Origin of the sequence: Vibrio sp. V04_P4A5T148, from assembly GCF_963875605.1 — a bacterium.
In the GTDB taxonomy this organism is placed as follows: Bacteria; Pseudomonadota; Gammaproteobacteria; order Enterobacterales; family Vibrionaceae; genus Vibrio; species Vibrio anguillarum.
The window spans coordinates 1-24,831 of the sequence record NZ_CAWNMS010000031.1 but is presented as its reverse complement, the minus strand read 5'-3'; the positions used below and the strand labels follow the sequence as shown (position 1 = coordinate 24,831).

General features: G+C 45.6%; 22 protein-coding genes and 1 riboswitch. Of the genes, 16 read left to right on the top strand and 6 right to left on the bottom strand.

The window, feature by feature from the left end; all coding sequences use genetic code 11:
- Positions 1-9: 9 nt before the first annotated feature.
- The 5 genes from ftsE to glpG all read left to right on the top strand — a co-directional run bounded on the left by ftsE (position 10) and on the right by glpG (position 4,233).
- Positions 10-684, top strand: a complete 675-nt coding sequence (gene ftsE / locus AACT18_RS06015) for a cell division ATP-binding protein FtsE (RefSeq protein WP_010316903.1) — start codon at positions 10-12, stop codon at positions 682-684.
- Positions 674-1,642 (top strand): permease-like cell division protein FtsX, encoded by a 969-nt coding sequence (ftsX, locus tag AACT18_RS06010; RefSeq protein WP_013855492.1) that lies wholly within the window; start codon positions 674-676, stop codon positions 1,640-1,642. Before ftsE ends, ftsX begins: the two co-directional genes overlap by 11 nt.
- 175 nt (positions 1,643-1,817) lie before the next feature.
- Complete coding sequence (gene rpoH / locus AACT18_RS06005) at positions 1,818-2,675, top strand: RNA polymerase sigma factor RpoH (protein WP_013855491.1); 858 nt, start codon at positions 1,818-1,820, stop codon at positions 2,673-2,675.
- 395 nt (positions 2,676-3,070) lie between these two features.
- The gene (gene glpE / locus AACT18_RS06000; RefSeq protein ID WP_010316900.1) at positions 3,071-3,391 is read left to right on the top strand and encodes a thiosulfate sulfurtransferase GlpE; all 321 of its coding nucleotides are present in this window, start codon (positions 3,071-3,073) and stop codon (positions 3,389-3,391) included.
- A gap of 8 nt (positions 3,392-3,399) precedes the next feature.
- Positions 3,400-4,233, top strand: a complete 834-nt coding sequence (glpG, locus tag AACT18_RS05995) for a rhomboid family intramembrane serine protease GlpG (protein WP_047690446.1) — start codon at positions 3,400-3,402, stop codon at positions 4,231-4,233.
- A 31-nt stretch (positions 4,234-4,264) separates the two neighbouring features.
- On the opposite strand, the gene AACT18_RS05990 is transcribed toward glpG, so the two are convergent.
- A complete protein-coding gene (locus AACT18_RS05990) occupies positions 4,265-4,672 on the bottom strand; it encodes a flagellar basal body-associated protein FliL (protein ID WP_013855488.1) in 408 nt (135 codons plus the stop codon).
- Positions 4,673-4,908: 236 nt separating this feature from the next.
- Between AACT18_RS05990 and AACT18_RS05985 the strand changes: the two genes are divergently transcribed.
- Positions 4,909-5,463 carry a chorismate lyase gene (locus AACT18_RS05985; RefSeq protein WP_013855487.1) on the top strand — a complete coding sequence of 185 codons (555 nt, stop codon included), beginning with the start codon at positions 4,909-4,911 and terminating at the stop codon, positions 5,461-5,463.
- On the top strand, positions 5,460-6,314 hold the full coding sequence (ubiA, locus tag AACT18_RS05980) for a 4-hydroxybenzoate octaprenyltransferase (RefSeq protein WP_094124869.1): 855 nt from the start codon (positions 5,460-5,462) through the stop codon (positions 6,312-6,314). Before AACT18_RS05985 ends, ubiA begins: the two co-directional genes overlap by 4 nt.
- A gap of 81 nt (positions 6,315-6,395) precedes the next feature.
- Here the strand turns inward: ubiA and plsB are convergent, their stop codons facing one another.
- On the bottom strand, positions 6,396-8,819 hold the full coding sequence (gene plsB, locus AACT18_RS05975) for a glycerol-3-phosphate 1-O-acyltransferase PlsB (RefSeq protein ID WP_094124868.1): 2,424 nt from the start codon (positions 8,817-8,819) through the stop codon (positions 6,396-6,398).
- Positions 8,820-9,138: 319 nt separating this feature from the next.
- Between plsB and lexA the strand changes: the two genes are divergently transcribed.
- The 3 genes from lexA to dinF all read left to right on the top strand — a co-directional run bounded on the left by lexA (position 9,139) and on the right by dinF (position 12,081).
- Positions 9,139-9,762: a transcriptional repressor LexA gene (gene lexA / locus AACT18_RS05970; RefSeq protein WP_010316891.1), complete on the top strand. Its 624-nt coding sequence runs from the start codon at positions 9,139-9,141 to the stop codon at positions 9,760-9,762.
- Positions 9,763-9,856: 94 nt separating this feature from the next.
- Positions 9,857-10,675 (top strand): class I SAM-dependent methyltransferase, encoded by an 819-nt coding sequence (locus AACT18_RS05965; protein WP_094124867.1) that lies wholly within the window; start codon positions 9,857-9,859, stop codon positions 10,673-10,675.
- Positions 10,676-10,737: 62 nt separating this feature from the next.
- Positions 10,738-12,081, top strand: coding sequence for an MATE family efflux transporter DinF (gene dinF / locus AACT18_RS05960; protein ID WP_094124866.1), 1,344 nt, complete (start codon positions 10,738-10,740; stop codon positions 12,079-12,081).
- Positions 12,082-12,184: 103 nt separating this feature from the next.
- Here dinF and sthA read toward each other — a convergent pair whose 3' ends face one another.
- Complete coding sequence (gene sthA, locus AACT18_RS05955) at positions 12,185-13,585, bottom strand: Si-specific NAD(P)(+) transhydrogenase (protein ID WP_017048582.1); 1,401 nt, start codon at positions 13,583-13,585, stop codon at positions 12,185-12,187.
- 286 nt (positions 13,586-13,871) lie between these two features.
- Here sthA and fabR point away from each other — a divergent pair, with 286 nt between their 5' ends.
- Entirely contained in the window at positions 13,872-14,513 is a 642-nt protein-coding gene (gene fabR / locus AACT18_RS05950) for an HTH-type transcriptional repressor FabR (protein WP_017048583.1), read from the top strand.
- Positions 14,513-14,890: a YijD family membrane protein gene (locus AACT18_RS05945; protein ID WP_017042075.1), complete on the top strand. Its 378-nt coding sequence runs from the start codon at positions 14,513-14,515 to the stop codon at positions 14,888-14,890. The genes fabR and AACT18_RS05945 overlap by 1 nt, the downstream gene beginning before the upstream one ends.
- A 159-nt stretch (positions 14,891-15,049) precedes the next feature.
- Here the strand turns inward: AACT18_RS05945 and AACT18_RS05935 are convergent, their stop codons facing one another.
- The gene (locus AACT18_RS05935; protein WP_094124865.1) at positions 15,050-18,151 is read right to left on the bottom strand and encodes a beta-galactosidase; all 3,102 of its coding nucleotides are present in this window, start codon (positions 18,149-18,151) and stop codon (positions 15,050-15,052) included.
- 453 nt (positions 18,152-18,604) lie between these two features.
- Here AACT18_RS05935 and AACT18_RS05930 point away from each other — a divergent pair, with 453 nt between their 5' ends.
- A complete protein-coding gene (locus AACT18_RS05930; RefSeq protein ID WP_094124864.1) occupies positions 18,605-18,796 on the top strand; it encodes a hypothetical protein in 192 nt (63 codons plus the stop codon).
- A gap of 39 nt (positions 18,797-18,835) precedes the next feature.
- On the opposite strand, the gene trmA is transcribed toward AACT18_RS05930, so the two are convergent.
- Entirely contained in the window at positions 18,836-19,945 is a 1,110-nt protein-coding gene (gene trmA / locus AACT18_RS05925) for a tRNA (uridine(54)-C5)-methyltransferase TrmA (protein ID WP_094124863.1), read from the bottom strand.
- A gap of 160 nt (positions 19,946-20,105) precedes the next feature.
- A riboswitch (cobalamin riboswitch) is annotated at positions 20,106-20,301 on the top strand.
- 47 nt (positions 20,302-20,348) lie between these two features.
- On the opposite strand from trmA, the gene btuB reads away from it, so the two are divergent.
- Genes btuB through murI form a run of 3 tightly spaced genes read left to right on the top strand, consistent with a single transcriptional unit; the run spans position 20,349 to position 23,753 of the window.
- Positions 20,349-22,184, top strand: coding sequence for a TonB-dependent vitamin B12 receptor (gene btuB / locus AACT18_RS05920; protein WP_094124862.1), 1,836 nt, complete (start codon positions 20,349-20,351; stop codon positions 22,182-22,184).
- 45 nt (positions 22,185-22,229) lie between these two features.
- Complete coding sequence (locus AACT18_RS05915) at positions 22,230-22,919, top strand: ATPase (protein ID WP_441351397.1); 690 nt, start codon at positions 22,230-22,232, stop codon at positions 22,917-22,919.
- A 30-nt stretch (positions 22,920-22,949) separates the two neighbouring features.
- Positions 22,950-23,753, top strand: a complete 804-nt coding sequence (murI, locus tag AACT18_RS05910; RefSeq protein ID WP_026028285.1) for a glutamate racemase — start codon at positions 22,950-22,952, stop codon at positions 23,751-23,753.
- Here the strand turns inward: murI and AACT18_RS05905 are convergent.
- Positions 23,716-24,171: an RNA recognition motif domain-containing protein gene (locus AACT18_RS05905; protein ID WP_017044858.1), complete on the bottom strand. Its 456-nt coding sequence runs from the start codon at positions 24,169-24,171 to the stop codon at positions 23,716-23,718. The genes murI and AACT18_RS05905 overlap by 38 nt on opposite strands.
- Between the last annotated feature and the right edge of the window lie 660 nt (positions 24,172-24,831).

Here is a 24,831-nt window from a genome sequence, read left to right as displayed (position 1 = left end):
GAATAGCGAGTGATTAAGTTTCAACAAGTCAGCAAAGCGTATCGCGGAGGCCGTCAGGCGCTGCAAAAGGTCGACTTTCACCTACGCCGAGGAGAAATGGCGTTTTTGGGTGGGCACTCCGGAGCCGGTAAAAGTACCTTGTTGAAGTTAATCTGTGCGATTGAGCGTCCAACCGATGGGCGTATCAGCTTTAACGGTCACGATATTACGCGTATTCCCAATCAAGATATTCCCTTTTTACGCCGCAACATCGGCATCGTGTTTCAAGATCATCGCTTACTGATGGACAGAACGGTTTACGACAATGTGGCATTGCCAATGCGCATTGAATCGATTTCAGAAAATGAAATTAAGCGTCGCGTCTCAGCCGCGCTGGATAAAACTGATCTATTAGACAAAGCACGCTGTTTACCGAGCCAACTTTCTGGGGGTGAGCAGCAACGAGTGGGTATCGCAAGAGCAGTCGTGAACCGACCTACCTTACTGCTGGCCGATGAGCCTACGGGTAACTTAGACCCAGAGCTTTCTAACCGTGTGCTTAAACTGTTTGAAGAGTTTAACCGTGCCGGAGTCTCTATTTTGCTTGCGACGCACGACATCAGCTTAGTCAACACGCGTCCTCAATATCGTCATTTAGAACTTAACCAAGGTTTTTTAAGCGAGGTAGAAGACTATGGCCGTTAAGTCGTCGAATAAAAGGAACGCGAAAGCACGTGAACCGAAACGGGCCAAAACCGATAGTTTTTTAGCCATCCACTTTAAGCAGGCCAAGGCCTCATTTTCAAGTTTATGGTCACGCCCACTCGGCAATATTTTAACGCTCGCCGTTATTTCGATGGCGCTTGCGATGCCAGCCTGTATGTACCTGCTGAGCAAAAATATCGCGTCTGTAGCCAATAATGTCACCAGCCCTGCTCAAATCAGTGTCTATCTACATGAGCGCACACCTGAAGCACGAATTATGGTGTTGAAAGATGAGTTAGAAAGTTTGGCCGATGTCGCCAGCGTGGAGTACATCTCACCGCAGCAAGGATTGGATGACCTGAGTCAATACGCCGGGTTTGAACAAGCCATTAGTTTATTGGATGATTACGCTTTACCTGGCGTGCTTATTGTTACCCCGCAGGTTGAGCAGCAAGAGCAAATCAAAGCGCTGGCGAAAAAAATACAAGCAGAACAAGACGTCACGGATGTACGCTTGGATGAAGATTGGCTTGCTAGGTTAAACGCCATTCGAACTTTAGCGGCGATCATTGTCGCGAGTTTATCGGTATTGATGTTGGGCGCTGTATTTCTCATTGTGGGCAACACCTTGCGCTTTAACGTACAAGCCAATAAAGAAGAGATCCAAACCATGAAATTGATCGGTGCCACCGATCGCTACATTTTGCGTCCTTATCTCTATGCTGGTATGTGGTTTGGTTTATTGGGCGCATTCGCCGCTTGGCTGTTAACCGCTTTTGTGACTATTTTATTGAACGGTGCCGTTGAAGATCTTGCCCTACTGTATGACAGCCGTTTTCGTCTTATTGGCCTAAGTTGGGATGAATCCTTACTGCTGTTGATGCTCGGTACTTTCTTAGGATGCGTAGCGGCAAAAGTATCTGCGCAGCGTCATTTAAAAGAAATTGAACCAGTTTAGTTGAATATTGTCATATGTAGGCAATAACTGTTGGCTAGCTTTAGCCACAGCACTTGTATAGGCGACTTGTTTATGCATAATAGTTTCCCCTTGCTTGAATCTTGTTCATTTTAGGTTCAAGATTGTCGGGTTAAAAACATCCATTACTCCAGATCAGAAATTGATGAGGAATTGAATGACAAACCAAACGTATCAAATGGCTCTCGTTTCACAAGACAGCTTAGACAGCTACATTCGTTCAGTGAACAGCTACCCAATGCTGAGCGCGGAAGAAGAGCGGTCACTCGCAGAGCGATTACATTACAAAGGTGAAATTGAAGCGGCGAAAGGGTTGATCTTATCGCACCTTCGATTCGTTGTTCACGTTGCTCGTGGCTATTCTGGTTATGGCCTGCCCATGGCGGATTTAGTTCAGGAAGGCAATATTGGCTTAATGAAAGCGGTGAAGCGTTTCAACCCAGAAGTTGGGGTGAGACTGGTTTCCTTTGCTGTGCACTGGATCAAAGCTGAAATTCACGAATACGTGTTACGCAACTGGCGCATTGTAAAAATAGCGACCACGAAAGCGCAACGTAAGCTATTCTTCAACCTACGCAAATCGAAAAAGCGTTTAGGCTGGTTTAATAGCGGTGAAGTGGAAGCGGTTGCCCGTGAGTTGGGCGTTGACCCGGCTGAAGTGCGAGAAATGGAATCACGCTTAGCCGCGCAAGATGCCACCTTTGAAATGTCGGCGGAAGACGATGATTCGAGCTCTTCTTACACGGCACCTGTGCTTTATCTCGAAGATAAGCATTCGGATCTTGCGGATAACATTGAAGCGGCGAATTGGGAGCATCACACCAACAATCGTTTAAGCTTGGCGTTGGCTAGCTTAGATGAACGCAGTAAACATATTGTGCGCTCTCGTTGGTTGGATGATCAAAAAGCTACGCTACAAGAGTTAGCGGAAGAGTATGGTGTCTCAGCTGAGCGTATTCGTCAGCTAGAAAAAAATGCAATGAAGAAGCTAAAGGATGCTGTCGGCGAGTTCTAATCACTGACTCATTGTGAAGCGCATTAAAAACCGAGATCTTGCGATCTCGGTTTTTTTATTTTTGATCACTTAAAGTGATCAAATTTTCAGCGCGCTGATTGTGGATAACTCTGTGACAAAATTATTCGTGAGCTGTCATCAAGTCGGTTAAATCAAGGCTTGAACACCGTTTTATATTTGGGGATATGTATTGTGTTACACACAGAAAAGTAAGGATCATCACTACATGTTGTGGATCTATTTCTCATTTACTACTTTATCAACGCAATCCACAAGATTATCCACAAACGGCGAAAAAGTGATCAGTGGTGGATAACCTTATAAAGACCGTGTACTTGATTGCCTTGGGATAGGTTACAATCAAATGCTAAAAATAAAACCAATCAGAGGAAGCGATGGATCAGTTTCAACATATCAATGCTCAAGCAGCACAAGCTTTAATGGAACAACATGATGCGCAATTAGTGGATATTCGTGATGCGCAATCTTTTGCGGTTGCACATGCAAATGGCGCATTCCACTTAACCAACGACAGCATGGTTTCATTTATGGAAAAAAGCGAATTTGACCAACCCATTTTAGTGATGTGTTATCACGGTATTAGCAGCCAAGGTGCGGCACAGTATCTGATTAACCAAGGTTTTGAACAGGTGTATAGTGTGGATGGTGGATTCGAAGCTTGGCATCGTGCAGGCTTGCCCGTAACCAGCAATTAGGATGACTTATGTTAAGACTGATCACGCTCAATAACCCAAGAATGGCGCAAGCCTTTATTGATTACATGGCCTCTCGTGAAATTGAGATTCAAATGATGCCGGAAGGGAGTGGTCAATTTGCGTTATGGTTACTTGATGAGCAACATCAGATTGAAGCCGAAGCGGAACTCAACCATTTTCTGCACAATCCAAATGATAGAAAGTATCAAGCCGCTTCATGGGATGTGGCTGAAAGCCGCAAAAGTCACTTTCAATATCGTTCACCGAGCATGTTGGCGATGCTCAAAGCCAAAGCAGGGCCTTTAACACTGGGCGTGATGATGGTATGCGCCATTATCTTTGCATTGCAGCAGTTTGGGCTAGCCAATCAAGTATTTTCCGCATTACATTTTCCTGCTTTGGCTGGGCAGCAATGGCAGATTTGGCGCTGGTTTAGTCATGCTTTACTTCATTTCTCTGTGCTGCACATCGTCTTTAACTTGTTATGGTGGTGGCAGTTGGGGGGCGATGTTGAAAAACGGCTTGGCTCATTCAAACTTGGACAGCTATTTTTAGTGTCAGCACTGTTGTCCGGTGCGGCTCAGTACTGGGTTGAAGGAGCCAATTTTGGTGGTTTATCGGGTGTGGTCTATGCGTTGGTCGGTTATCTATGGATGCTTGGTTGGAAAGCCCCTCATCTTGGCTTGCAAATGCCCAAACCGGTGATCGGTTTTATGCTGGTGTGGTTGGTGCTCGGGTTTGTACAACCCTTTATGGCGATTGCCAACAGCGCGCATTTAGCGGGTCTATTTGCAGGAATCGCCTTTGGATTAAATGACGCCAGCCGTCATCGAACTCGTTAAGCAAAACATCAATAGAGCGGCAATCGCTGCTCTATTGATAGATGTATTTAGTAAACAGTAGGTCAGCAATAATGGTTCGGCCTATTTCAGGCAGTAACACCGCGTTGAGCTCTGTGACCAACGTTTTTCTTAAATCTTCCCGACCTGCGAGTGATTTTATCGTCTCTTCGGTCTGTTTACCGAGTAGCTCGACGATGGCATCACGAATCAGTGGTTGATGCCGTTCAACGGCGGGTAAATCGGCGTCGCTGGATACCATCACGTCGATACGAACTTGGATGTAACCTAACTTATTTCCTTTGGTGAAAAAGTTGGTGGTGAGATCCGGCTCTAAGGTAAAGTACGCTAGCCTAGGCGCTTTTTCATCTTGTGCATAACTTGGTAACGCACAAAACAAGCTTAGGGCGATAATTATTTGGGCTACATAACGTTTAAGCATATTTCTATCTTTTCTTTAGTTGGTTCACGATACTCGAATCGCTTGAGTCTTGTTACAATAGAGCATCGGATTGTAATCAAAATGCTTATCTCGTTGTTTGGAATATACCGCAGTTGTCGCTTCCCGTTTTTACAAGCGGGTTTTTAACCTCCAACCGAGGGATTCTGTGAGTGAGCGCTTTTTATGGTTGTGTTAACCAAAAATGGACCTTTATTGTATGTTGATAAAGCCACTAATTGAATACTAGTATGAATCAATCAATTTCGCTCTATCTGTCTGCTTTGCGAGAAGTAATTTGGCAACAACCTGACGTTTTTTCTTTTCCTGATCAGGTTTCTCAGTCTTGGCTTTTAGAGCAAGGATCATTATCTCGCGTGTTAGAGGCGCAGTGTCAGCAACTGAGCGTTGAACTACTGCACAATAAGCTCGTTGAGGCAGAAAAATTACAGGGCGATGAGATGGCTCTGTTATCTGATGAAGCCTGTTTGTTACGTCAGGTTGTGCTGCGTGGTGATCAACAGCCATGGGTTTTAGGCCGTACTTTAATTCCTCAATCTTCGATGCTGGGTCAGCAATATGACTTAGCGCGCCAAGGTGATATTCCGCTTGGGTTAACGGTTTTTCGTGCTGAGCACGTTAAGCGTGACGCACTACAAGTGGGCTGGGCAATGATGGAAGAGGGGCCGTTGCTTGCACGCCGTTCACGATTATGGATGAATAATAAACCGATGTTAGTTGCGGAGCTGTTTTTACCCTTTTCACCGATTTACTCTAAGGAGAGAGTGTCATGACTTTGGTTAAGGCGCGTGCTTATTGGCAACTGATGCGCATGGATCGGCCAATTGGTTCTTTGCTATTGTTGTGGCCAACCTTATGGGCATTGATTTTAGCCGCGCAAGGTTTCCCCGATCCTAAAGTATTATTGGTATTCGTGTTGGGGGTGTTGTTGATGCGCTCAGCGGGTTGCGTGATCAACGATTTTGCTGATCGCAGAGTCGATGGACATGTTAAACGAACCAAACAGCGGCCTTTGCCTGCCGGGCGTGTGACAACCAAAGAGGCGATTGCACTGTTTTTAACGCTAGGTATCACTTCTTTCCTGCTGGTTTTGACCATGAATTCACTCACGGTTCAGCTCTCCTTTGTCGGTATCGCATTAGCGTTTGTTTATCCGTTCATGAAACGTTATACACACCTTCCGCAGTTGGTATTAGGGCTGGCCTTTAGTTGGTCTATTCCGATGGCATGGGCGGCGCAAGCCAACGAATTGCCAGCGGTGATGTGGGGGCTATTTTTGATCAATGCGTTGTGGACTGTGGCGTATGATACGCAGTATGCGATGGTTGATCGTGATGACGATATTAATATCGGAGTCAAATCGACCGCTATTTTATTTGGTCGTTTTGATAAAATCATCATCGGCATTTTACAGTTATTGGTACTGGCGTTGATGATCGCACTTGGTGGTTATTATCAGTTAGGGGCGAGTTTTTATTGGTCAGTATTGGCTGCAGCGGCTCTGTTTGTTTATCAGCAGCGTTTAATTCGTCATCGTGATCGTGATTTATGCTTCCACGCTTTTCTCAATAACAATCACGTTGGCATGGTGTTAACGTTGGGCCTGCTTTTTGCGTTTTGGTAAGTAGTTCACTAGTTTTTGTAAGTACTTCACGAATAAAGTAAAGGCATCCATTGGGATGCCTTTACTGTTTCTTACGACCGATTAGTTCGCTTGGCAGAGACTTTCTTGAATGGTTAAGCGAATTTCAGGATAGAGCATCGAGTAAAGTAGGCGTGCTAGCTGAACGGTTGGTTCTAAATGGCAATTGCCATCAACATCCAAATAGCCCTGCTCTTTGAGCGTGACAAACATGGCGGAGAATACCCCTTTATCAAAAAACTCAGGGGCATTGATGCCATGCAAACGGCCAAGACGTTGTGCAATTTCTTGGCTTTTTTGCTCTAAATCAGATTTGCCCACTTCAGGGTTGGCAACCAGTAGATTGAGAGCAATCGCGTAGCGTTGTAGGGTTTCTGAAATGGTACGACCGAGCAGCATCAACACTTGTGTTTTGGCTTGATTAATAGCCACGACACCCTCTTCTAGCGTTACTAATTGTTGACGTTGCAGTTCGTTAACGTAAGCGTTGACTACATCTGCGAGTTCATCTTGCGCAAAGCTTAAAAACAGCTCCTGCTTTAAGAAGGGATAAATCAGTGCCACATTGGCGGTTATCTGCTCTAGTGATAGCGTTTGCTGGCGGATCAACATCTGCGCAATCAGCGAGGGAATGGCAAACAGATGAATGATGTTATTGCGATAGTAGGTCATCAAAATCGATTGATTGCGATCAAGGGAAATAATCTCACCCATGGTATCGGATTCAATTACAAACTTGTCGAGCGACTGTGCGTGGTTAACCAGTTCTTCCGCACTGGCTTTAGGCACAGTGCAGGTTGCTGAGTAGCGCACGTTATTTAGTAGCGATAAATAGCAGTCGATTTGCTTAACCAAATTGTCACGAGCCAGTGCGCTTTGGCGTGAAGCAAGTAACGCGGTGGCACACAAAGTTAAGGCATTGGCCGCCGCCGCATCGTTAATGTGCGTCATCATCTTGGTGGCCAGTTGGTTAACAATAGGGTTGATCCACTGCGGCTTGGTGCTACCCATAGGGTCAATATCTTGCGTCCATTCTGGCACTTGCTCGTTAAGGTATTGGTTCAACGGGATCGGTTCGCCGAAATTGACATAGCCTTGGCCAAAATTACGCAGCTTGCGAATCGTGCGCAGCACTAAACCCGCATTTTCTTTCTCTTTGCTTTTGCCGCGTAGCTCTTTGGCGTAAGTGCTTACTTCCATCACGTGTTCATAACCGATATAAACCGGCACGAGGGTCACCGGGCGGTTAAGGCCGCGCAACATGGCTTGGATGGTCATCGCCAGCATGCCTGTTTTCGCTGGCAGTAAACGGCCAGTGCGTGAACGGCCACCTTCGCTAAAATATTCAACTGAATAGCCTTTGGCAAATAGCTCGGCCAGATATTCGCGGAAAATGGTCGAATAGAGCTTATTGCCTTTAAAGCTGCGACGAATGAAGAATGCGCCGCCACGGCGGAAAATCGGACCTGCTGGGAAAAAGTTCAAGTTGATTCCGGCAGCAATATGCGGTGGCACCATACCTTCGCGATACAGCACATAAGAAAGTAAGAGATAATCCATATGGCTGCGGTGGCAAGGGACATAGACAATCTCGTGTCCATCTTGCGCAAGGCGACGCACGGTGGCGGCATTATTTATATTAAGCCCTTGGTAAATGCGGTTCCATAACCAGCCCAGTATGCGTTCTCCTTTCTTGATTAAGGAGTAAGAGAAATCAGCGGCAATCTCATCCATGATGTCATGCGCTTCTTTGCGCGCTTTTTCGAGGGAGATATTGTTGGCTTTCGCTTGATCTTCAATCGCTTTTTCAATCGCTTGTGATTTAATTAGGCGGTTAAACAGCGCTTGGCGATTGGGCAAATTTGGCCCAGAAGCTGCCAGCTTTTGGCGAGAGAAATGAATACGAGCCACTCGTGCCAATTTATGCGCGATAGATTCGTCGGTGCCGTGTGAATCAGCCATATAGCGCAGTGAAACCACTGGGCTAAAACGCACCATGCAATCGCGTCCAGCAAAAATTACCGCGAGTGCTTTTTGTGGGCCATTTAAGGCTTGGAGATAGGGTTTCTCTTGCCCCTCTTTACCTGGTTTACGTCCCCAAAGCACCGTCGCTGGGATCATTTGAACGTCCAATTCCGTATCAAATTTATGTAGCTCAAGCAGTTCAGAAAAAAGAGCGATAGAGTCACTAGGAACGTGCTGATCATTGCGCATCAAGGTTGGGCGCGCCGAGATGAAAACATAACGGGCAAAAATTTTGCCGTTTAGCTCAAGTGGTTGCAGCGGGTCAGGTAAACCCAGTTCTTTGGCGTGAGTTTGCAAGGTGAGCAAATCAACACTTGAGCGAAAAGGTAAGGCGTAAACAATCGGCTTGTGGATATCAATGCCGTGGTCTTCTATTGGATTAGAAGGGATCGCCGTGCCTTTGACCAACGCAGACAAAGGTAATTTTAGTAGTGAACGAGATAATGAGTGTCCAGAAGACATAAAGGTCGTCGCCTCAAGAATATTTCAATATGCTTAAGCGCATGTCCATTTCCCTGTGAGTTGATACTCAGAGAAATCGATATGCGCCGAAGCGGCTAGCTATTTTTGAGCCGCAAGGATACCAGAAACTGGTCAAACCTTTTAATCATTATTGTTTAGTAAAACAGCATCACTTGCGAGCACGCTCAGTGAATCGGTGAGGTATTTATCGGTCGATTGTGGCATTTTTTGTAAATAGCCAAAAAATAAGCGTCCGCTCTTCCATTTATTCGATTACTGGATATACTCACAGTTAACTGTATAAACAGACAGGTGAGATATGAAGCCGTTAACGCCCCGCCAGCAACAAGTATTTGATCTTATCCGCAGTAAGATCGACGAAACCGGAATGCCACCGACTCGCGCTGAAATCGCACGCGAGCTGGGTTTTCGTTCCGCCAATGCCGCAGAAGAGCATTTAAAAGCACTGGCTCGTAAACAAGCGATTGAAATTATTCCGGGTGCCTCTCGTGGGTTGCGTATCTTACTTGAAGCTGCCAATGAGCCAGAAGATCTTGGCCTGCCTTTAATTGGTCGAGTCGCGGCGGGAGAGCCTATTTTGGCGCAAGAGCATGTCGAAGCGCATTACCAAGTGGATCCCACTATGTTTCGCCCTCAAGCGGATTTCTTACTGCGTGTGCAAGGCGAAAGTATGAAAGATATTGGCATTATGGACGGTGACTTACTCGCAGTGCACAAAACACAAGATGTGCGTAATGGGCAAGTGGTGGTGGCGCGTGTTGAAGATGATGTGACGGTAAAACGTCTAGAACGCAAAGGCTCTACCGTGTTATTGCACGCAGAGAATGAAGCGTTCTCACCGATTGAAGTGGATCTTAAATCTCAGCAGCTCACCATTGAAGGTGTGGCCGTCGGCATTATTCGCAATACCGATTGGATGTGATTTATTATTGAGATCTATTCTCAATAACTTGTTATTCTAACTGATATTCATTATCATCTTCTTTGTTGTTACATCGAGTTGCGACATAAGGAAGATGGTAATGCCTACCGATAAACATTCACTAACCCCACGTCATCATATTCCAACCAATTTAGTTCAACCGCTGTGGTTTCGTAGCCGCGAAAGTTTGGTTGATAACGGGTTAGTGTATGATCCGATCGCTGCAAAGGCCTGCCAGAGCTGTCACTTAGCCCTCGAATGTTTAAGCGGTGATATCGATCAAAAACAATTGCTGCATGCCACCTTAACGCAATTGTGCGATCAACAAGTGCGCGCGTTTATTGAGCGTAACCCTGATGGATGGATCATTAATGTCGGTGCTGGGTTAGATACCCGTTTTTATCGGGTAGACAACGGGCGTTGCCATTGGATAGAACTCGATATCACCGAAAACCTGCTGTGGCGGCAGAAATTGTTTCATCGCAGTGAGCGTTATCAACATGTGTGTGGCAGTGTCGATGATCTTCAGTGGTTGGATGGATTGCCTATTGCGGAATCCTCAGCCGTTTTAATCGTTTGTGAGCATGCGTTATTAGATTGTACGGTGCAGCAACTCACCTATTTTATCCGCGCATTGGGTTTGCATTTTTCTAATGCGGCGGCTTGTTTAATGCTGGCTGGAGACAAAACTGCTTCCACTTTAGGTCAGAAAATGGGCTCAGGCCATTACGGACATGGTTTTGCTAATCCAACCGAAGCGGTACTCAATGTCTTGCCTTGGGCTTCGTCGGCGAAAGCTTTTTCACCGTTTGATCAACATTGTGGCCGTTGGAAATTATGGCAACGTTGGTTAAGTAAGGTGATGGTTTACAAGCTGCGCTTAACACCCGTTTTAGTTTATGTCCGTTGGTGAGTAACCGCTAGCCGTCCTCCTATCACTCCGCTACACTTTGCTCTCACCCATGAGAGGTCAACGTGTTGCAATCTATTTTACAAACGTTATCGAACCGTTCCGTACATCGACAAGTGTTGCTATTGGCGATACCTATGGTGCTGTCCAATATTACTGTACCGCTGTTAGGTTTAGTTGATGCGGCGGTGATCGGTCATCTGGAACACGCTTGGTATTTAGGTGGAGTGGCGCTTGGCGGTACGGTAGTCAGTGTCACTTTCTGGTTACTCGGCTTTTTAAGAATGTCGACCACAGGCCTTGCGGCGCAAGCATACGGTGAACAGTCGCCACAAAAACTGGCGTTAGTCTTGTTGCAAGGGCTCTTGATGGCACTGGTATTTGCGTTGTTGTTTTTGATTCTGCATCGATGGATTGGCGATGCGATTTTTTCAGCCAGCAGTGCCAGTGAGCAAGTAAAGCAATATGGGTTGCAGTATTTTGTGATTCGAGCGTGGAGCGCGCCCGCCGCATTGGCCAACTTTGTACTGCTCGGCTGGCTGTTAGCCACGCAAAATGCCAAAGCGCCAATGTGGATGGTAATCATCACTAACTTAACCAACATCGCGTTGGATATTCTGTTTGTGTTGGGTTTCGGCTGGAAAGTGGAAGGTGCTGCGCTGGCGTCGGTTATCGCTGATTATGCGGGCATGAGCTTTGGTTTACTGTGTGTTTGGCGCTATTGGTTGCGGCATCAACTCCCTTCGCCACTGCAGCTAGGTGTTTTAGTGACACAAGGTCTTAGCCGCTTTGTGAAATTGAATCGCGATATTTTCCTGCGTTCACTCTGTTTGCAGGCGGCGTTCAGCTTTATGACCTTTCAAGGGGCGGCCTTTGGCGATCAAACTGTGGCGGCTAACGCTGTCTTAATGAGTTTTTTGATGATGATCTCCTATGGCATGGATGGTTTCGCTTATGCGATGGAGGCCATGGTTGGCAAAGCGATTGGTGCAAAAAGTGAGGCGCAGCTCAAAAGTGCTCTGATCGGCAGTTTTTTCTGGAGTGCGCTAATCTGTTTAGCGTTAACGGTGATGTTTGCGGTGTGGGGATCGGCGTTGATCACGCTGATCACTGACATTAACGCAGTTCAGCAAGCGGCTAACCGTTATCTACCGTGGCTGGTGGCGATGCCGTTAACCGCGATGTGGTGTTTTTTATTGGATGGTATTTTTATTGGCGCGACCAAAGGTAAAGAGATGCGCAACAGCATGTTTGTCGCGATGTGCAGTTTTTTCAGCGTTTTCTATCTGGCTCAGTCTTTGGGTAATCACGCCCTGTGGATGGCGATGATTAGCTTTATGGCGATGCGCGGCATCAGTTTAGGTGTGGTCTTTATCTCACAATGGCGACGCGGTGTTTTTCTCACTTGATCACCGAATCTATCCCTAAGCACTTCACTCACTAGGTTACCAAAAAGAAAGCCGCACTCGTTAGCGGCTTTCATTCCATTAGCAGGCAGAATTAGGTCGATGATTAGAACAATCGATTCAGGCCATTTAACGCCGCCACGCGGTAGGCTTCGGCCATGGTTGGATAATTGAAGGTGGTATTGACGAAATATTCGAGGGTATTGGCTTCGCCTTTTTGCTCCATAATTGCCTGTCCGATATGGATGATTTCAGCCGCGCGTTCTCCAAACACATGAATACCTAAAATTTCTTTTGTCTCTCGGTGAAACAAAATTTTCAAGCTGCCGATATCTTTGCCAGAAATTTGTGCTCGTGCGAGGTGTTTAAACGAAGAGCGGCCAACTTCATACGGAATTTTGGCCGCGGTGAGTTCTTGCTCTGTTTTACCCACTGAACTGATTTCAGGAATGGTGTAAATCCCAGTTGGAATGTCATCAATTAAGTGCCCTTGCGCTTGACCATGAGCAATCGCTTGAGCGACAAATCGACCTTGATCATAGGCTGCGCTCGCAAGGCTTGGGTAGCCAATGACATCACCGACTGCGTAGATGTGCTCCACCGAGGTTTGATAGTTACGATTGACGGCCAGTTGGCCACGTGAGTCGGCATTCAGGCCCACCGCTTTGAGGTTCAATTTGTCAGTGTTGCCCGTGCGTCCATTGGCATACAAGATACAGTCGGCTTTCATTTTTTTGCCCGATTGCAAATGAACGATCACACCATCGTCAGTGCCTTCAATCTTTTCATGGGTTTCATCATTACGAATCACAATGCCGCTGTTCCAAAAATGGTACGAGAGTGCATCAGACGTTTCGTTATCCAGAAACGACAGCAAGCGGTCACGGGTATTGATGAGGTCGGTTTTGACGCCTAATCCGCGGAAAATAGAAGCGTATTCGCAACCAATGACGCCTGCGCCATAAATGATGATGTGGCGAGGATCGTGTTTAAGCGAGAGAATCGAATCGCTGTCGTAAACTCGTTCATGAGTAAAATCAACATCATCAGGTTGATAAGGGCGTGAGCCAGTCGCAATCACAAATTTGTCGGCGCTGTATTTTTCGATGCTGCCGTCAGCGTGCGTAACCGCCACGGTATTTTTGTGGGTAAACTTAGCGTTACCAAAAATCAGCGTACACTGATTGCGATCGTAAAAGCCTTGACGCAAGCGAGTCTGTTTATCAATCACAGATTTAGCATGGCCTAAAATATCAGAGAAGGTGAGATGAATGCTGGTGTTGTTTTTACAAAACAGAGGGTTACTGTTGAATTCGATGATGCGGCTGACCGCATGGCGTAACGCCTTGGAGGGAATGGTGCCCCAATGGGTACAACCTCCGCCAACACTACTCTCTTTTTCGATAATGGCGACATTAAACCCCGCTTTAGTCAAACCCATTGCGGCGCCTTCTCCGCCTGGGCCGCTACCAATTACGATGACATCGAAGTGGTTTTGGTTCGCCATACTCTATTCCTTGTTGTATTTGTTTAACATTGCTGTAGCGAGATTTTAACTGATCCATCAGTGCGGTAAACGATGTTGCCATCAGAGAGTGGAGAGGATCACGCTCGAGAGGTGAAAATGCCACTTTATGCTATTGCTTTGCCCATCTTACTGTGGCGAGTGATTGAAATTAGGTTAGGTGACTGTTTAATTGGTCACTTTGTCCAAAGAGGCGATGTTGTGGCTTAGACAACGTGCTCAATCACGTTATAGTATGGCTCAGATAGTAAAAGAGAAGCGACTGAATATGAAATCGATGGGAATTCGCGCATTACAAAAAGAAAAAACACGTCGTTCATTGATTGATGCAGCATTTAGCCAATTAAGTGCCGATCGGAGTTTTTCTAACTTAAGTTTACGAGAAGTGGCCCGCGAGGCGGGGATTGCGCCCACCTCATTCTATCGACATTTTAAAGATATGGATGAGTTGGGTTTAACCATGGTTGATGAAGGCGGTTTACTGCTGCGCCAATTGATGCGCCAAGCACGGCAGCGCATTGTCAAAGAGGGCAGTGTGATTCGTACGTCGGTTGAAACCTTCATGGAATTTATTGAAAGTAGTCCCAATGTGTTTCGCTTATTACTGCGAGAACGCTCAGGTACTTCTTGCGAGTTTCGTGCCGCGGTAGTGCGAGAAATACAGCACTTTTCCGCAGAGCTTACCGAGTATTTGATGACGACAGGCATGGGCCGTGACGAGGCATTAACTCAGGCTGAAGCTTCCGTTATTTTAGTGTTCAGCTCCGGTGCTGAAGCTTTAGATTTGGATCGACGTGAGCGAGATGAGCTTGCTGAACGTTTGATCATGCAGTTGCGAATGCTAGCCAAAGGGGCATTTTGGTATCGCAAAGAACGTGAACGTAATCGGCTCAAAGGGGGGATAGAGTAATGTCGAATGAAAACAACACAACCCATCGTGGTTCGGAAAGAAAAACACTTGTGCTAGCGCTCATCGCAGGTATGTGCGGCGATGCTTTGTTGTCTTGGGTAACCATTAGCCAAGTTCCGTTCTCCATTTTCCCATTGATTGCATTAGTGCTTTCTGTGCAGGCGTTGTATCAAGAATATTTGCGCCATCCGGTGGCGGAAGATCTTCCATTGGTAGCGCTTGCCTGTTTCTTTGTCGGTGCTTTTGGTCATTCGGCATTTATCAAAGCACAATATCCAGATTCTGGTTCTAACTTTTTCGCCATTCTCGTACTGCTGTTGTTACTACTCTGGGTTGGAAGAAAATTGGGTTTTCTTGGTCGCCATCACGCCGACTAAGTCGTCAATGGCTGGGTAGATATAGCGTGCGATGTGACCGTCATCCAAGCCTATCAAAGACATATCACAGGGATGTGGACGCCGTTTTCTTGTCGTAGCGTCATGCATCCCGCTGCCGCGTAATCGTTGTAAGTGGCGATAGCCATTATCGGTGCGTTTTTAAATACGATGCAAAATTGGCTTGAACGATATTCGGTAAACGTAATTATTGCCAGTTAGCTGGAATTCTTTGTGCACACTAGGGCTCCAAGAATCATCACCACCCACGCCCATGTGCTGATGGTCTAGGCGCACATAAATGGTTTTTTCTGCCATTAAATCACAGGTGTGTTTTGCTTTTGCCAGCGTCTGTTGAGCATATTGACTGACACTAAATTGGAAATCGCCAGATATCGCCAGTTCGTTCACTTGCAGCCATTGAGTACCACAACGTAATCCACTGTCTGTTGGGAAAATGTACGGAGTGTGCATCTCTTCTAGCGTTTGCGTGTGCAAGCCAAAACGTGCTCCAGATAGGCGGTCTGGGTAGTTCTCAAACGGACCTAAACCTTGCCAAGTGATTGGTGTACCCTGCTCATGCAATGGCAATTGCAGCTCCAAGCCGATACGTGGCATGGGTGGCAGATCATCGGCAAGTGTCACATCAACGGCCAACTGCATTTCTCCACTGTTTTTCAGCGTATGCGTCCAAGTGGTGATGGCTTGCACGGCACCGTTGAATTGGTAAGCGAAAGTTGATGTTACTTGCACGGCATGCGCCAACATGTCGCTATGGCAACTGACACATTCGCGTTTCCATTGGCCAATACCAGCCATATCCCAACGACATACCCAAGCGTTTGGATCTACGTTATCCACTTCACTCACACCAATATCGTTATCCAGTGGCGCACGGAAGAAGTTATCTTGCGGTGCCGCCAGCATTTGCGCTTTGCCATCGACTTGCCAATCAATCATCAAGCCTGTTTGACTATCCCAGCACCATTGATGTTTCTCATCTAGGCTGGTGACTACGATCATGCCTTTTTGCTGGCTTATCGCTGGGGCTGGTTGCGTTTCCAATTTAGGCATGGCGAGACCTGAGGTATTGCGTAGCGCAAATTGCTCAGAAGCGCTCACATGTCCCGCGGGTGCCCAAAGTGTTTCAGCCACTAAGGTGATGTCAGTATTCAAGTGGTATCGCGCTTCTGCTTTAGGTGTAAATTCAAAAGCAATCTCTACGGTTGCTTGGCTATCGGCTTTGATGTTTAGCACCACTGAGCCAGATTGAACCAATTTGCCATCTTCCAAAAGTGACCAGTTCAATTGCTCGTTGTCCGTTGCACGAAATAGGTTTTCGTTAGTTACTAATAGATGACAGAATCCTTTCACTTGTTCTTGCAGTGACACGCGAATCATACGCTGGCAGTATTTGGCTTCTTCCAATGTTGGATGCACAGTGCGATCTGGGAAGATCAACCCGTTAATGCAGAACTGGCGGTCATTGATTTTATCGCCAAAATCGCCACCGTAAGCCCAGAAGTGTTGGCCGTTCTCGTCCCATTGGCTCAAGCCTTGGTCTACCCAATCCCAGATAAAGCCGCCTTGAAGGCGAGGAAACTCGCGGAATGCATCCCAATATTCATTAAAACTCCCCAAACTGTTACCCATTGCGTGGGCGTATTCACATAAGATCAGTGGGCGAGTTTCGTTGGGTAGAGAAATCCATTTTTTGATTGGCCATTTTGGTACTGCTTCATCTGCAATCGTTGTATTCACACGGGCGTACATAGGCGCAATGATGTCGGTTGCAGCGGTATTGGCACCGCCACCTTCATATTGAACAGGGCGCGACGGATCGTAGTTTTTCGACCAAGCGTACATCGCATTGTGGTTGCTGCCGTGGCCAGACTCGTTACCCAAAGACCAGATGATGATAGAAGGATGGTTTTTATCGCGCATCACCATTTGGGTGTAGCGGCTCATGTATGCGTGCGTCCATTGTGGATTGCTCGAAAGGCGATTCATCGGCTGCATGCCATGGGTTTCGATGTTCGCTTCATCGCACACGTACAAGCCGTATTGGTCACACAGTTCGTACCAACGAGGGTGATTTGGGTAGTGCGCTGTACGTACCGCGTTGAAATTGTATTGCTTCATCAAACAGATGTCGCGGATCATGTCTTCTTCTGCCATCACATGCCCAAGCTCTGGATGATGCTCATGACGGTTAACGCCACGGATCAGCAAAGGCTTGCCGTTGAGTTTCAACTGACCATCAGTGATTTCCACTTTGCGAAAGCCCACATGATAGGCTTCACTCTCTAGATGCATGCCGTTTTCATCTAATAGGGAAATGACTAGGCGGTATAGATTGGGGTTTTCTGCGCTCCATTTGTTTGGCTCACGCACATGCAATGTTTGAAATACCACGTCATCGTATGTGCCTCGCTCGTCAATACGGCGGTTGTGCGGTCGATCAATTCGCGGCTCAGTCACCGCGCATTCACCATCAAAGAGCTGCACTTGCACTTGGTAACAATCTGGCGCTGAAATATGCGTCACGATTGATAGTGAACCATCGCGATAACACGCATCCAAATCTGGCGTGACGAATACATCTTCAATGCAGTATTGCGGTTTAGAAAGCAAAGTTACGTCGCGGAAAATACCACTTAGCCACCACATGTCTTGGTCTTCTAGGTAGCTGCCATCACACCAACGCATCACCATCACGGCAAGTGTATTCTCGCCAGCCACTAGGTAGGGTGATAAGTCGAATTCGGAAGGCAAGCGGCTATCTTGGCTGTATCCCACCCAAGTGCCGTTGCACCATAGGTGGAATGCTGAGTTCACACCATCGAAGATGATGCGCTGGGTATTGGCAAGATCGGCTTCTGAGCGGGAAATCGTAGTGCGGTAACAACCTGTCGGGTTTTCGGCGGGCACGAATGGAGGGTTTACTTCAAACGGGTATTTTACGTTGGTGTAAATTGGTTTGTCGTAGCCTTGTAGCTGCCAGTTGGAAGGGACCGTTATTTCATCCCAGTTCGTGTCATTGAATTTGGTTTGAATAAACTCACCTTCGACTTGTTCTGGCGAGTCGAACACTTTGAATTTCCATTGGCCATTCAGCGATTGACGTTGGGCGTAAACGCCGTCACGGGCATGGTCAATATCTCGGTAACTGGAAAGTGGGCTGTGTGCTTTTAAGCAGTGAATATTCACTGATTGCGGGGTTTCCCAGTCACGTCGTTGGAGAATATCTGAAAATGCCTTCATGGTTTTCCTACTTGATTTTTGTTTCTAACCGTGTTGCGCTACGGTAGTGAATACCGTAATGGATGACTTTTTTGCTCTGGTAATCGACGCTAACGCGGCACAAAAACAGTGCCATACATAGAGTAGCTAATCGTTTTATTTTTTGAGTCCTAGCTTGCTACTCAGTGTAAATAAAATGTGGAAACGTTTCCATGGTGAGGTTTGCATTTTCATAGTAATAACGGATTTATTCTTCTTTCGTGTGATCATCCTCTCTGGAATGTACTTTTAAGCAATTTTAACGGCGAGTGATGAACTTTCCTTGATGAGATTGGCTTTGGATCTGACGTTTATATCAAAATCAATCTGTAAACGTTCCCATGAATTTGGTTTGGCTCACCGATTATTTTGTTCTATTCATTGTGATGCGATGTAATTTCCTGCTTCAAAGTCAGACAAAATGACAGATAACCATTGATTGAATTAACAGGTGAGCAGGTTCTACTGATTGTAGAATTGGGTGAGTATGCAAAGATTCTGCATTGGGGGCAGAAGGTAAGCGGTGATCTCAACGGTTATCGTATGGGCTCTGCATCGCCCGCCCTGATTAAACCGTTAGTCAGAGCGAGCAGCATGATAGGTAATGTTGTCAGTATAAATGCGTGAAAGCCGATTAAATCGAAATTTAAATATTGATTGAAAGTCTTATTTAATCTTCTCCAGCATCACACCTGCTTCCATGTGGTGGGTGTAAGGGAATTGGTCGAATAGAGCGAAACGAGTCACTTTGTGTGTTTCACATAGAGTATCTAAATTCTCTTTTAAGGTTTCTGGGTTGCAGGAGATATACACAATCCGCTCGTAGCCTTGCACCATTTTGCAGGTATCGATATCCATACCCGAGCGCGGTGGGTCAACAAAAATGGTGTTGCAACGATAGCTTTTGAGATCAACTCCAGCCTGTTGCAAACGGCGAAACTCACGTTGACCTTCCATCGCTTGAGTAAATTCTTCGGCAGACATGCGGATGATTTGCACATTGTCTATTTTATTCGCCGCAATGTTGTATTGCGCGGAATCAACAGAAGGTTTGGCTAATTCGGTTGCGAGCACTCGCTCGAAATTTTTCGCCAATGCCAGTGAAAAGTTACCATTCCCACAGTAGAGCTCTAATAAATCGCCTTGGCTCTCTTGCGTGCAGTCAACGGCCCATTCCAACATTTTTTGTGCGACAGTACCGTTTGGCTGAGTAAAGCTGTTTTCCACTTGTTGATAAATGTAACTTTGACCATGTACGTTCAGCTTCTCAATCACAAAATCTCGATCGAGCACGACTTTCATTTTACGTGCACGGCCAATCAAATTGAGGTTGAATCCCTCATCATTGAGACGCTGTTTTAATGCTTTTGCTTGGGTTATCCATTCTTCATCGAGTTGGCGATGATAAAGCAGAGAAACCAATACTTCACCACTAAGAGTGGAGAGAAAATCGACTTGGAAAAGCTTACGGCGCAGTGAGTCGCTGCCTTTAAGTGCATCGACCAAAAGTGGCATCAAATCATTAATTAAACGACTGGCCGCAGGAAACTGGTCAACGCGGTATTTTTCACGCGTTTCTTGGTTGAACATGATGTAGTAAAGCTCATCATCTTCGTGCCAAACTCGAAATTCTGCACGCATACGGTAATGCTGCTCTGGTGATTCAAACACTTCCAACTGAGGCATGTTGTATTGTGCGAACATTTGGGTCAGACGCTCGGTCTTTTCCGCCAACTGTTGCTGGTAGTGTTGTGGGTTTACATCAAGAGTCGCCATGGTATTACCTTTGCTTGGGTATGGTGCATTCAAATAATAAAGAGCGCAGATTTTATTCAATCCCTCGCGCTTGTCCAGTTTTGTCCTGAATTAGTCATTAATTGCGAGCTAACAAAAATAGCTGACACCAATCAGTACTAGACAAATTATCAATAGAGCCATAGTATCGCCCTCAGCTGGTGCTATCTAGCGGTATAGATGGCCGAAAAGGGAATCTGGTGTGAATCCAGAACTGACGCGCAGCGGTAAGAGAGAACGAACACCCAATATGACACTGCAGGAAAATGCTGTGGGAAGTCGGGTTAGTAGGTCAAGAGCTCTCAAGTCCGAATACCTGCCAGCAGCCAAATCTATGCCACCTTTTGGTTGATTTGGTAGGACTTACGCGAATTAGGATCACAATATGAATAAATCCCTTTTAGCGGCGGCTGTAACATCGCTGCTTTCACTTATCTCTAATTTACACGCCCAAGAAGCATCTGCTGACGAAACCATGGTGGTTACGGCTAACCGTTTTGAGCAAAGTACCGAAAGTGTTGTTGCTCAAGTGGAGGTTGTGACACGTCAAGATATAGCCCGTATTCAAGCTAAGTCACTAACTGATGTATTCAAACGATTAACGGGTATTCAAGTTACACAGAATGGTGGTAGAGGCCAGCAAGCTTCGATCTTTGTTCGAGGTGCTAACTCTGATCAGGTTCTTGTCTTAATTGACGGCATTCGTTTTGCTCGCGCTGCAAAAGGTGGTGTCGATTTCAGCCAGCTGCCAATCGCATTTGTTGACCGAGTAGAGTATGTACGAGGTGCTCGTGCTGCTATGTATGGTTCAGAGGCGATTGGTGGTGTGATTAATATCATTACAGTTGTCAGTTCTGACAATGAAGAAACTGTAGTGAGTGCGGGATTAGGCAGCCGTGATTATGAAGAATTAAGTTTTGTTAGTGGTACTAAAGTTGGCGAGAACGGTCATTTAAACGCATCGGTTGGTTACGATTCTGATGAGGGCTATAACGTTCACCCAATGCCCGGAGTAAACGATGGTGGCCGTCATGGGTTTGAATCACGTAATGCTTTGCTCGGGTACGTACATAACTTCGACCAACAGTGGAGTGGCTTTGCGAATTTCCGAATGTTCGAGACTATCTCTCAATATGATGGTTCGTATGTTGATTATAATACCGGCAACCCTGTCCACTCTTACAAAGAAGCTGAAGTACAAAACTCTACTGTTGCTGCTGGCGTTAAATTTAATGGCAGTGAGCTAAAGTCTGAATTCCTAGTTAATTATCAAAACCAAGACAACTGGAATTACGAAAAGTCTCTAGGTAAGAACTCTTCTTCGGCTACGTCTGATGAGCTTGAGCAACTTAATGTTCAATGGGTAAACTCATACAAAGTTACTTCAGCACTGACGTTAAGTGGTGGTGTTGATTGGCGAGATGAGGCCTACATCGTTAAGCCATCGAATACTGAATATGATCGAACCAATGTTGCATACTTCACGGCATTAAACGCAGATGCGGACAAAGTGTTTGGTGAGTTGAGCATTCGTGCTGATGACAATGAACAGTTTGGTACTGAAACAACGTATAACACAGGGTTAGGTTATCGTTACGCAGAATGGCTTGTGGTTAAGGCTGCCTATGGTACATCGTTTAAAGCTCCGAACTTGTATCAACTATATAGTTACTACGGTAATGACAAGCTAGAAGCCGAGAAAGCGGATTCATTTGAATTAACTTTTAGTGGTTTAATCCAAGAGGTTGATTGGTCAATTACTGGATACGATACAAACGTTGAAGACTTAATTGATTATAATTACGCGACGAGTAAGTATTACAACACTGATGGTGAAAGCCAATTACGTGGTGTGGAAATGGTTGTCGGTTTTGATACAGGCTTTATTAACCACCAAGTGAGCGCTAACTTCCAAGATCCAAAAGACCAATCTGGTGAACAGTTAGTCCGCCGTGCTAAGAAGATTTATAAGTATAACGCGGTAGCTAGTTTCGATGATGTTGATTTGTCATTGGGGTACCAATACGTCGGTGAGCGACCAGACTTCTCTGAAGAGTTGGCTGCATACAGTTTGTTTGATGTTTCAGTTAACTACTACGTAAATGAAAATCTTACTTTAAACGGTCGAGTCGAGAACCTTACTGATGAAGAGTACGAGACAGCTGGTGGATACCCATCTCCAGAGCGTACATATTACGTAAATGCTACTTACCAATTCTGATTTTTGAAACCGCCTGTGGGCGGTTTTTACTTTGCGAGTGTGATGATGAAAAAGAACGTTATCGTCAGTTGGTCTAGCGGAAAAGATTCAACCCTCACTTTAGAGCGATTACTGGAAGATAGCCGTTATTGTGTGGTGGGCATTTTTACCACTTATGTTGAAGATGAAGTGCCCTTTCAAGCCACCCCTTTGTATGTAATTGAGCTACAAGCACGACTTTTAAAATTACCCGTTGTCAAAATAGAGCTGCCTGCCGTATTTCCAAGTAACGAGCTTTATCAATCGACCATCATCAGCGCATTAAAACAAAGTGGATTAGAGATAGACGCCGTTGCTTTTGGCGATATGTTCTGTAACGGTATTGCGCAGTATCGCAAAAGCTATATTGAACCGGCTGGCTGGGAGTGTGTGTTGCCCTTGTTAGGCGAAGATAGTAGCGCTCTTGCGCGAGAGATCATAAATCGCGGCATCCAAACCATGGTGATGACGACAGATGGTCACAGCCTCACGCCAGACTATTGTGGACAACCTTATGGACGAGCGTTTATTGATTCTTTACCAGCAAAGGTTGACCCGTGTGGCGAAAATGGCGAGTTTCATACACTGGTCACCGACGCGCCCTGTTTTTTGGGTGGAACACTGGAGTTAGAGTTGGCGCATCTCCAACTGGGGGAACGTTTTTGTCACCAAAGATACCGAGCAAGAGCATTGCCAATTGATAAAGAGCGAGTATGATCGGAACGTTTTCATTATAAGGTGCTCAGAGTGTCGCAACCGTCTCAGCTTAATGTGCTTATCTTTGACTCTGGTGTTGGTGGGTTATCGGTTTATCAAGAGGTCCAAGCCAAACTACCACAATTAAACTACATCTACCTGTTTGACAATGAAGCTTATCCTTATGGAGAGCTCAACCAAGAGGTGTTAATTAAGCGTGTGGTTAGGTTGGTAAGCGATGTCGTTGTGAAAGAGCGCATTGATTTGGTCGTTATTGCTTGTAATACCGCAAGCACCATCGTCTTACCCAAGCTGCGTTCTTGTCTTGCTGTACCAGTTGTGGGGGTTGTCCCTGCGATTAAACCGGCCTCGTCACTGGCAAATAAAGCCGTGGGACTCATTGCTACCCCAGCGACTATCACTCGTCAATACACTCACGATTTGATTCGAGATTTCTCATCTGACAAGAATGTTGAATTGCTAGGGTCAACACGCTTAGTGGATATGGCAGAAGAAAAATTGAGGGGCAAAGCTGTCGATCTTGCAGAATTAAAAGAGATTCTTAGCCCTTTGGTGAACCGTATTGATGTGGCGGTCCTTGGCTGTACACACTTCCCATTAATAAAAGAAGAGATCCAAGCCGTATTAGGGAAGAGTGTCGTACTAGTTGATTCTGGAGAAGCTATTGCTCGTCGTGTGCAAGAGCTATTGGGCGTGAAAAGCGAGCCACAATACAAAATCAAACAACACAAGATATTATCAAGCGCACCTCCTTGGGAAGAAAGCGCGCTCAATAGCCGATTAGCTCACTTAGGTTTTACTCCTGTTCAAACATATCGTCATCAGGATGTTTAGGATCATTCGCCACACGTACTTTTAATGTACGCTGCATATAGTCTTTCTCATTCAAAGCTGAAATAGCACCATCTACATTTGCAGAAGCCATCACAACAAAGCCAAATCCACGCCTTTTGCCCGTTCGCTTATCTTTCATCAAACGTACGGCAAAGACCTCTCCATATTTGGCAAAAAGTTCACGAACATGAGCTTCATTCGCTTTGTATGGCAAGTTACCGACATACAGTGTTTTCGTTGAGAGTTTTGACTCCTCATCATCGGTTAGCGTTTTGCTGCCAAAAAATTTAAAAACAAGAGCGGAAGAGACAACACCAAGAACAAAAGTAATTGCGGGAGAAAGCGCGACCAGAGAAAAAAGGATTGCGCCTATTATTGCAAGAGATGCAACCAGTAAAATCGATTTATTAGAGTTCATATTGGAATACTACATATCAAGTAAAAGAAGAAGGATGTCTAGGATTAACAAAATAGACACATCAATCTTACGTTTATGCTTGGTGTTTTTCCAACCAATTGCTGTGATAACCTTCAAATGTTGAAGTTTTATTCAATAAAACGCGACATTGGTGGCTTTTTAAGCGAATGAAAGGTGATTTTAAAAAAGAACTTGTCACATTGTAAAACCTCCCTATAATGCCGCCTCACTGACACGGAGTGAGGCAAGCCTCACAAACGAGTTACTAGTTGAAAGAGAAAGATAGTTAAAAATAACTCTTGACTCTTAAAAGCTAAAGCGTATTATTCGCACCCCTAGCGACGCGGACTTAACGGTCTTGTTCGACAGGAACGCTCTTTAACAATATAAACCTATCAATCTGTGTGGGCACTCGTTGATGATAATCAAAAAAGATTTATCAATGAACTGAGTGACCAATCAGAATCAAGTTTACTTGATTTTGGCACAGTCAATTCATTGTTGTTCTGTTGGAACAACAATAGCTTTAAAATTACTTTTTTACTTTCGAGTAAGAGCAGTTTTGAAGTCAGTATTCATTGAGCCGGTCTTAGGACCAACAAAACTTTAATTGAAGAGTTTGATCATGGCTCAGATTGAACGCTGGCGGCAGGCCTAACA

What these genes read in the sequence shown, in the direction of transcription:
- ftsX (WP_013855492.1), top strand. Translation starts at nt 674, where the DNA reads ATGGCCGTTAAGTCGTCGAATAAAAGGAACGCGAAAGCACGTGAACCG.
- rpoH (WP_013855491.1), top strand. Translation starts at nt 1,818, where the DNA reads ATGACAAACCAAACGTATCAAATGGCTCTCGTTTCACAAGACAGCTTA.
- glpE (WP_010316900.1), top strand. Translation starts at nt 3,071, where the DNA reads ATGGATCAGTTTCAACATATCAATGCTCAAGCAGCACAAGCTTTAATG.
- glpG (WP_047690446.1), top strand. Translation starts at nt 3,400, where the DNA reads ATGTTAAGACTGATCACGCTCAATAACCCAAGAATGGCGCAAGCCTTT.
- AACT18_RS05990 (WP_013855488.1), bottom strand. Translation starts at nt 4,672, where the DNA reads ATGCTTAAACGTTATGTAGCCCAAATAATTATCGCCCTAAGCTTGTTT.
- ubiA (WP_094124869.1), top strand. Translation starts at nt 5,460, where the DNA reads ATGACTTTGGTTAAGGCGCGTGCTTATTGGCAACTGATGCGCATGGAT.
- plsB (WP_094124868.1), bottom strand. Translation starts at nt 8,819, where the DNA reads ATGTCTTCTGGACACTCATTATCTCGTTCACTACTAAAATTACCTTTG.
- lexA (WP_010316891.1), top strand. Translation starts at nt 9,139, where the DNA reads ATGAAGCCGTTAACGCCCCGCCAGCAACAAGTATTTGATCTTATCCGC.
- AACT18_RS05965 (WP_094124867.1), top strand. Translation starts at nt 9,857, where the DNA reads ATGGTAATGCCTACCGATAAACATTCACTAACCCCACGTCATCATATT.
- sthA (WP_017048582.1), bottom strand. Translation starts at nt 13,585, where the DNA reads ATGGCGAACCAAAACCACTTCGATGTCATCGTAATTGGTAGCGGCCCA.
- fabR (WP_017048583.1), top strand. Translation starts at nt 13,872, where the DNA reads ATGAAATCGATGGGAATTCGCGCATTACAAAAAGAAAAAACACGTCGT.
- AACT18_RS05945 (WP_017042075.1), top strand. Translation starts at nt 14,513, where the DNA reads ATGTCGAATGAAAACAACACAACCCATCGTGGTTCGGAAAGAAAAACA.
- AACT18_RS05935 (WP_094124865.1), bottom strand. Translation starts at nt 18,151, where the DNA reads ATGAAGGCATTTTCAGATATTCTCCAACGACGTGACTGGGAAACCCCG.
- trmA (WP_094124863.1), bottom strand. Translation starts at nt 19,945, where the DNA reads ATGGCGACTCTTGATGTAAACCCACAACACTACCAGCAACAGTTGGCG.
- btuB (WP_094124862.1), top strand. Translation starts at nt 20,349, where the DNA reads ATGAATAAATCCCTTTTAGCGGCGGCTGTAACATCGCTGCTTTCACTT.
- AACT18_RS05915 (WP_441351397.1), top strand. Translation starts at nt 22,230, where the DNA reads ATGAAAAAGAACGTTATCGTCAGTTGGTCTAGCGGAAAAGATTCAACC.
- AACT18_RS05905 (WP_017044858.1), bottom strand. Translation starts at nt 24,171, where the DNA reads ATGAACTCTAATAAATCGATTTTACTGGTTGCATCTCTTGCAATAATA.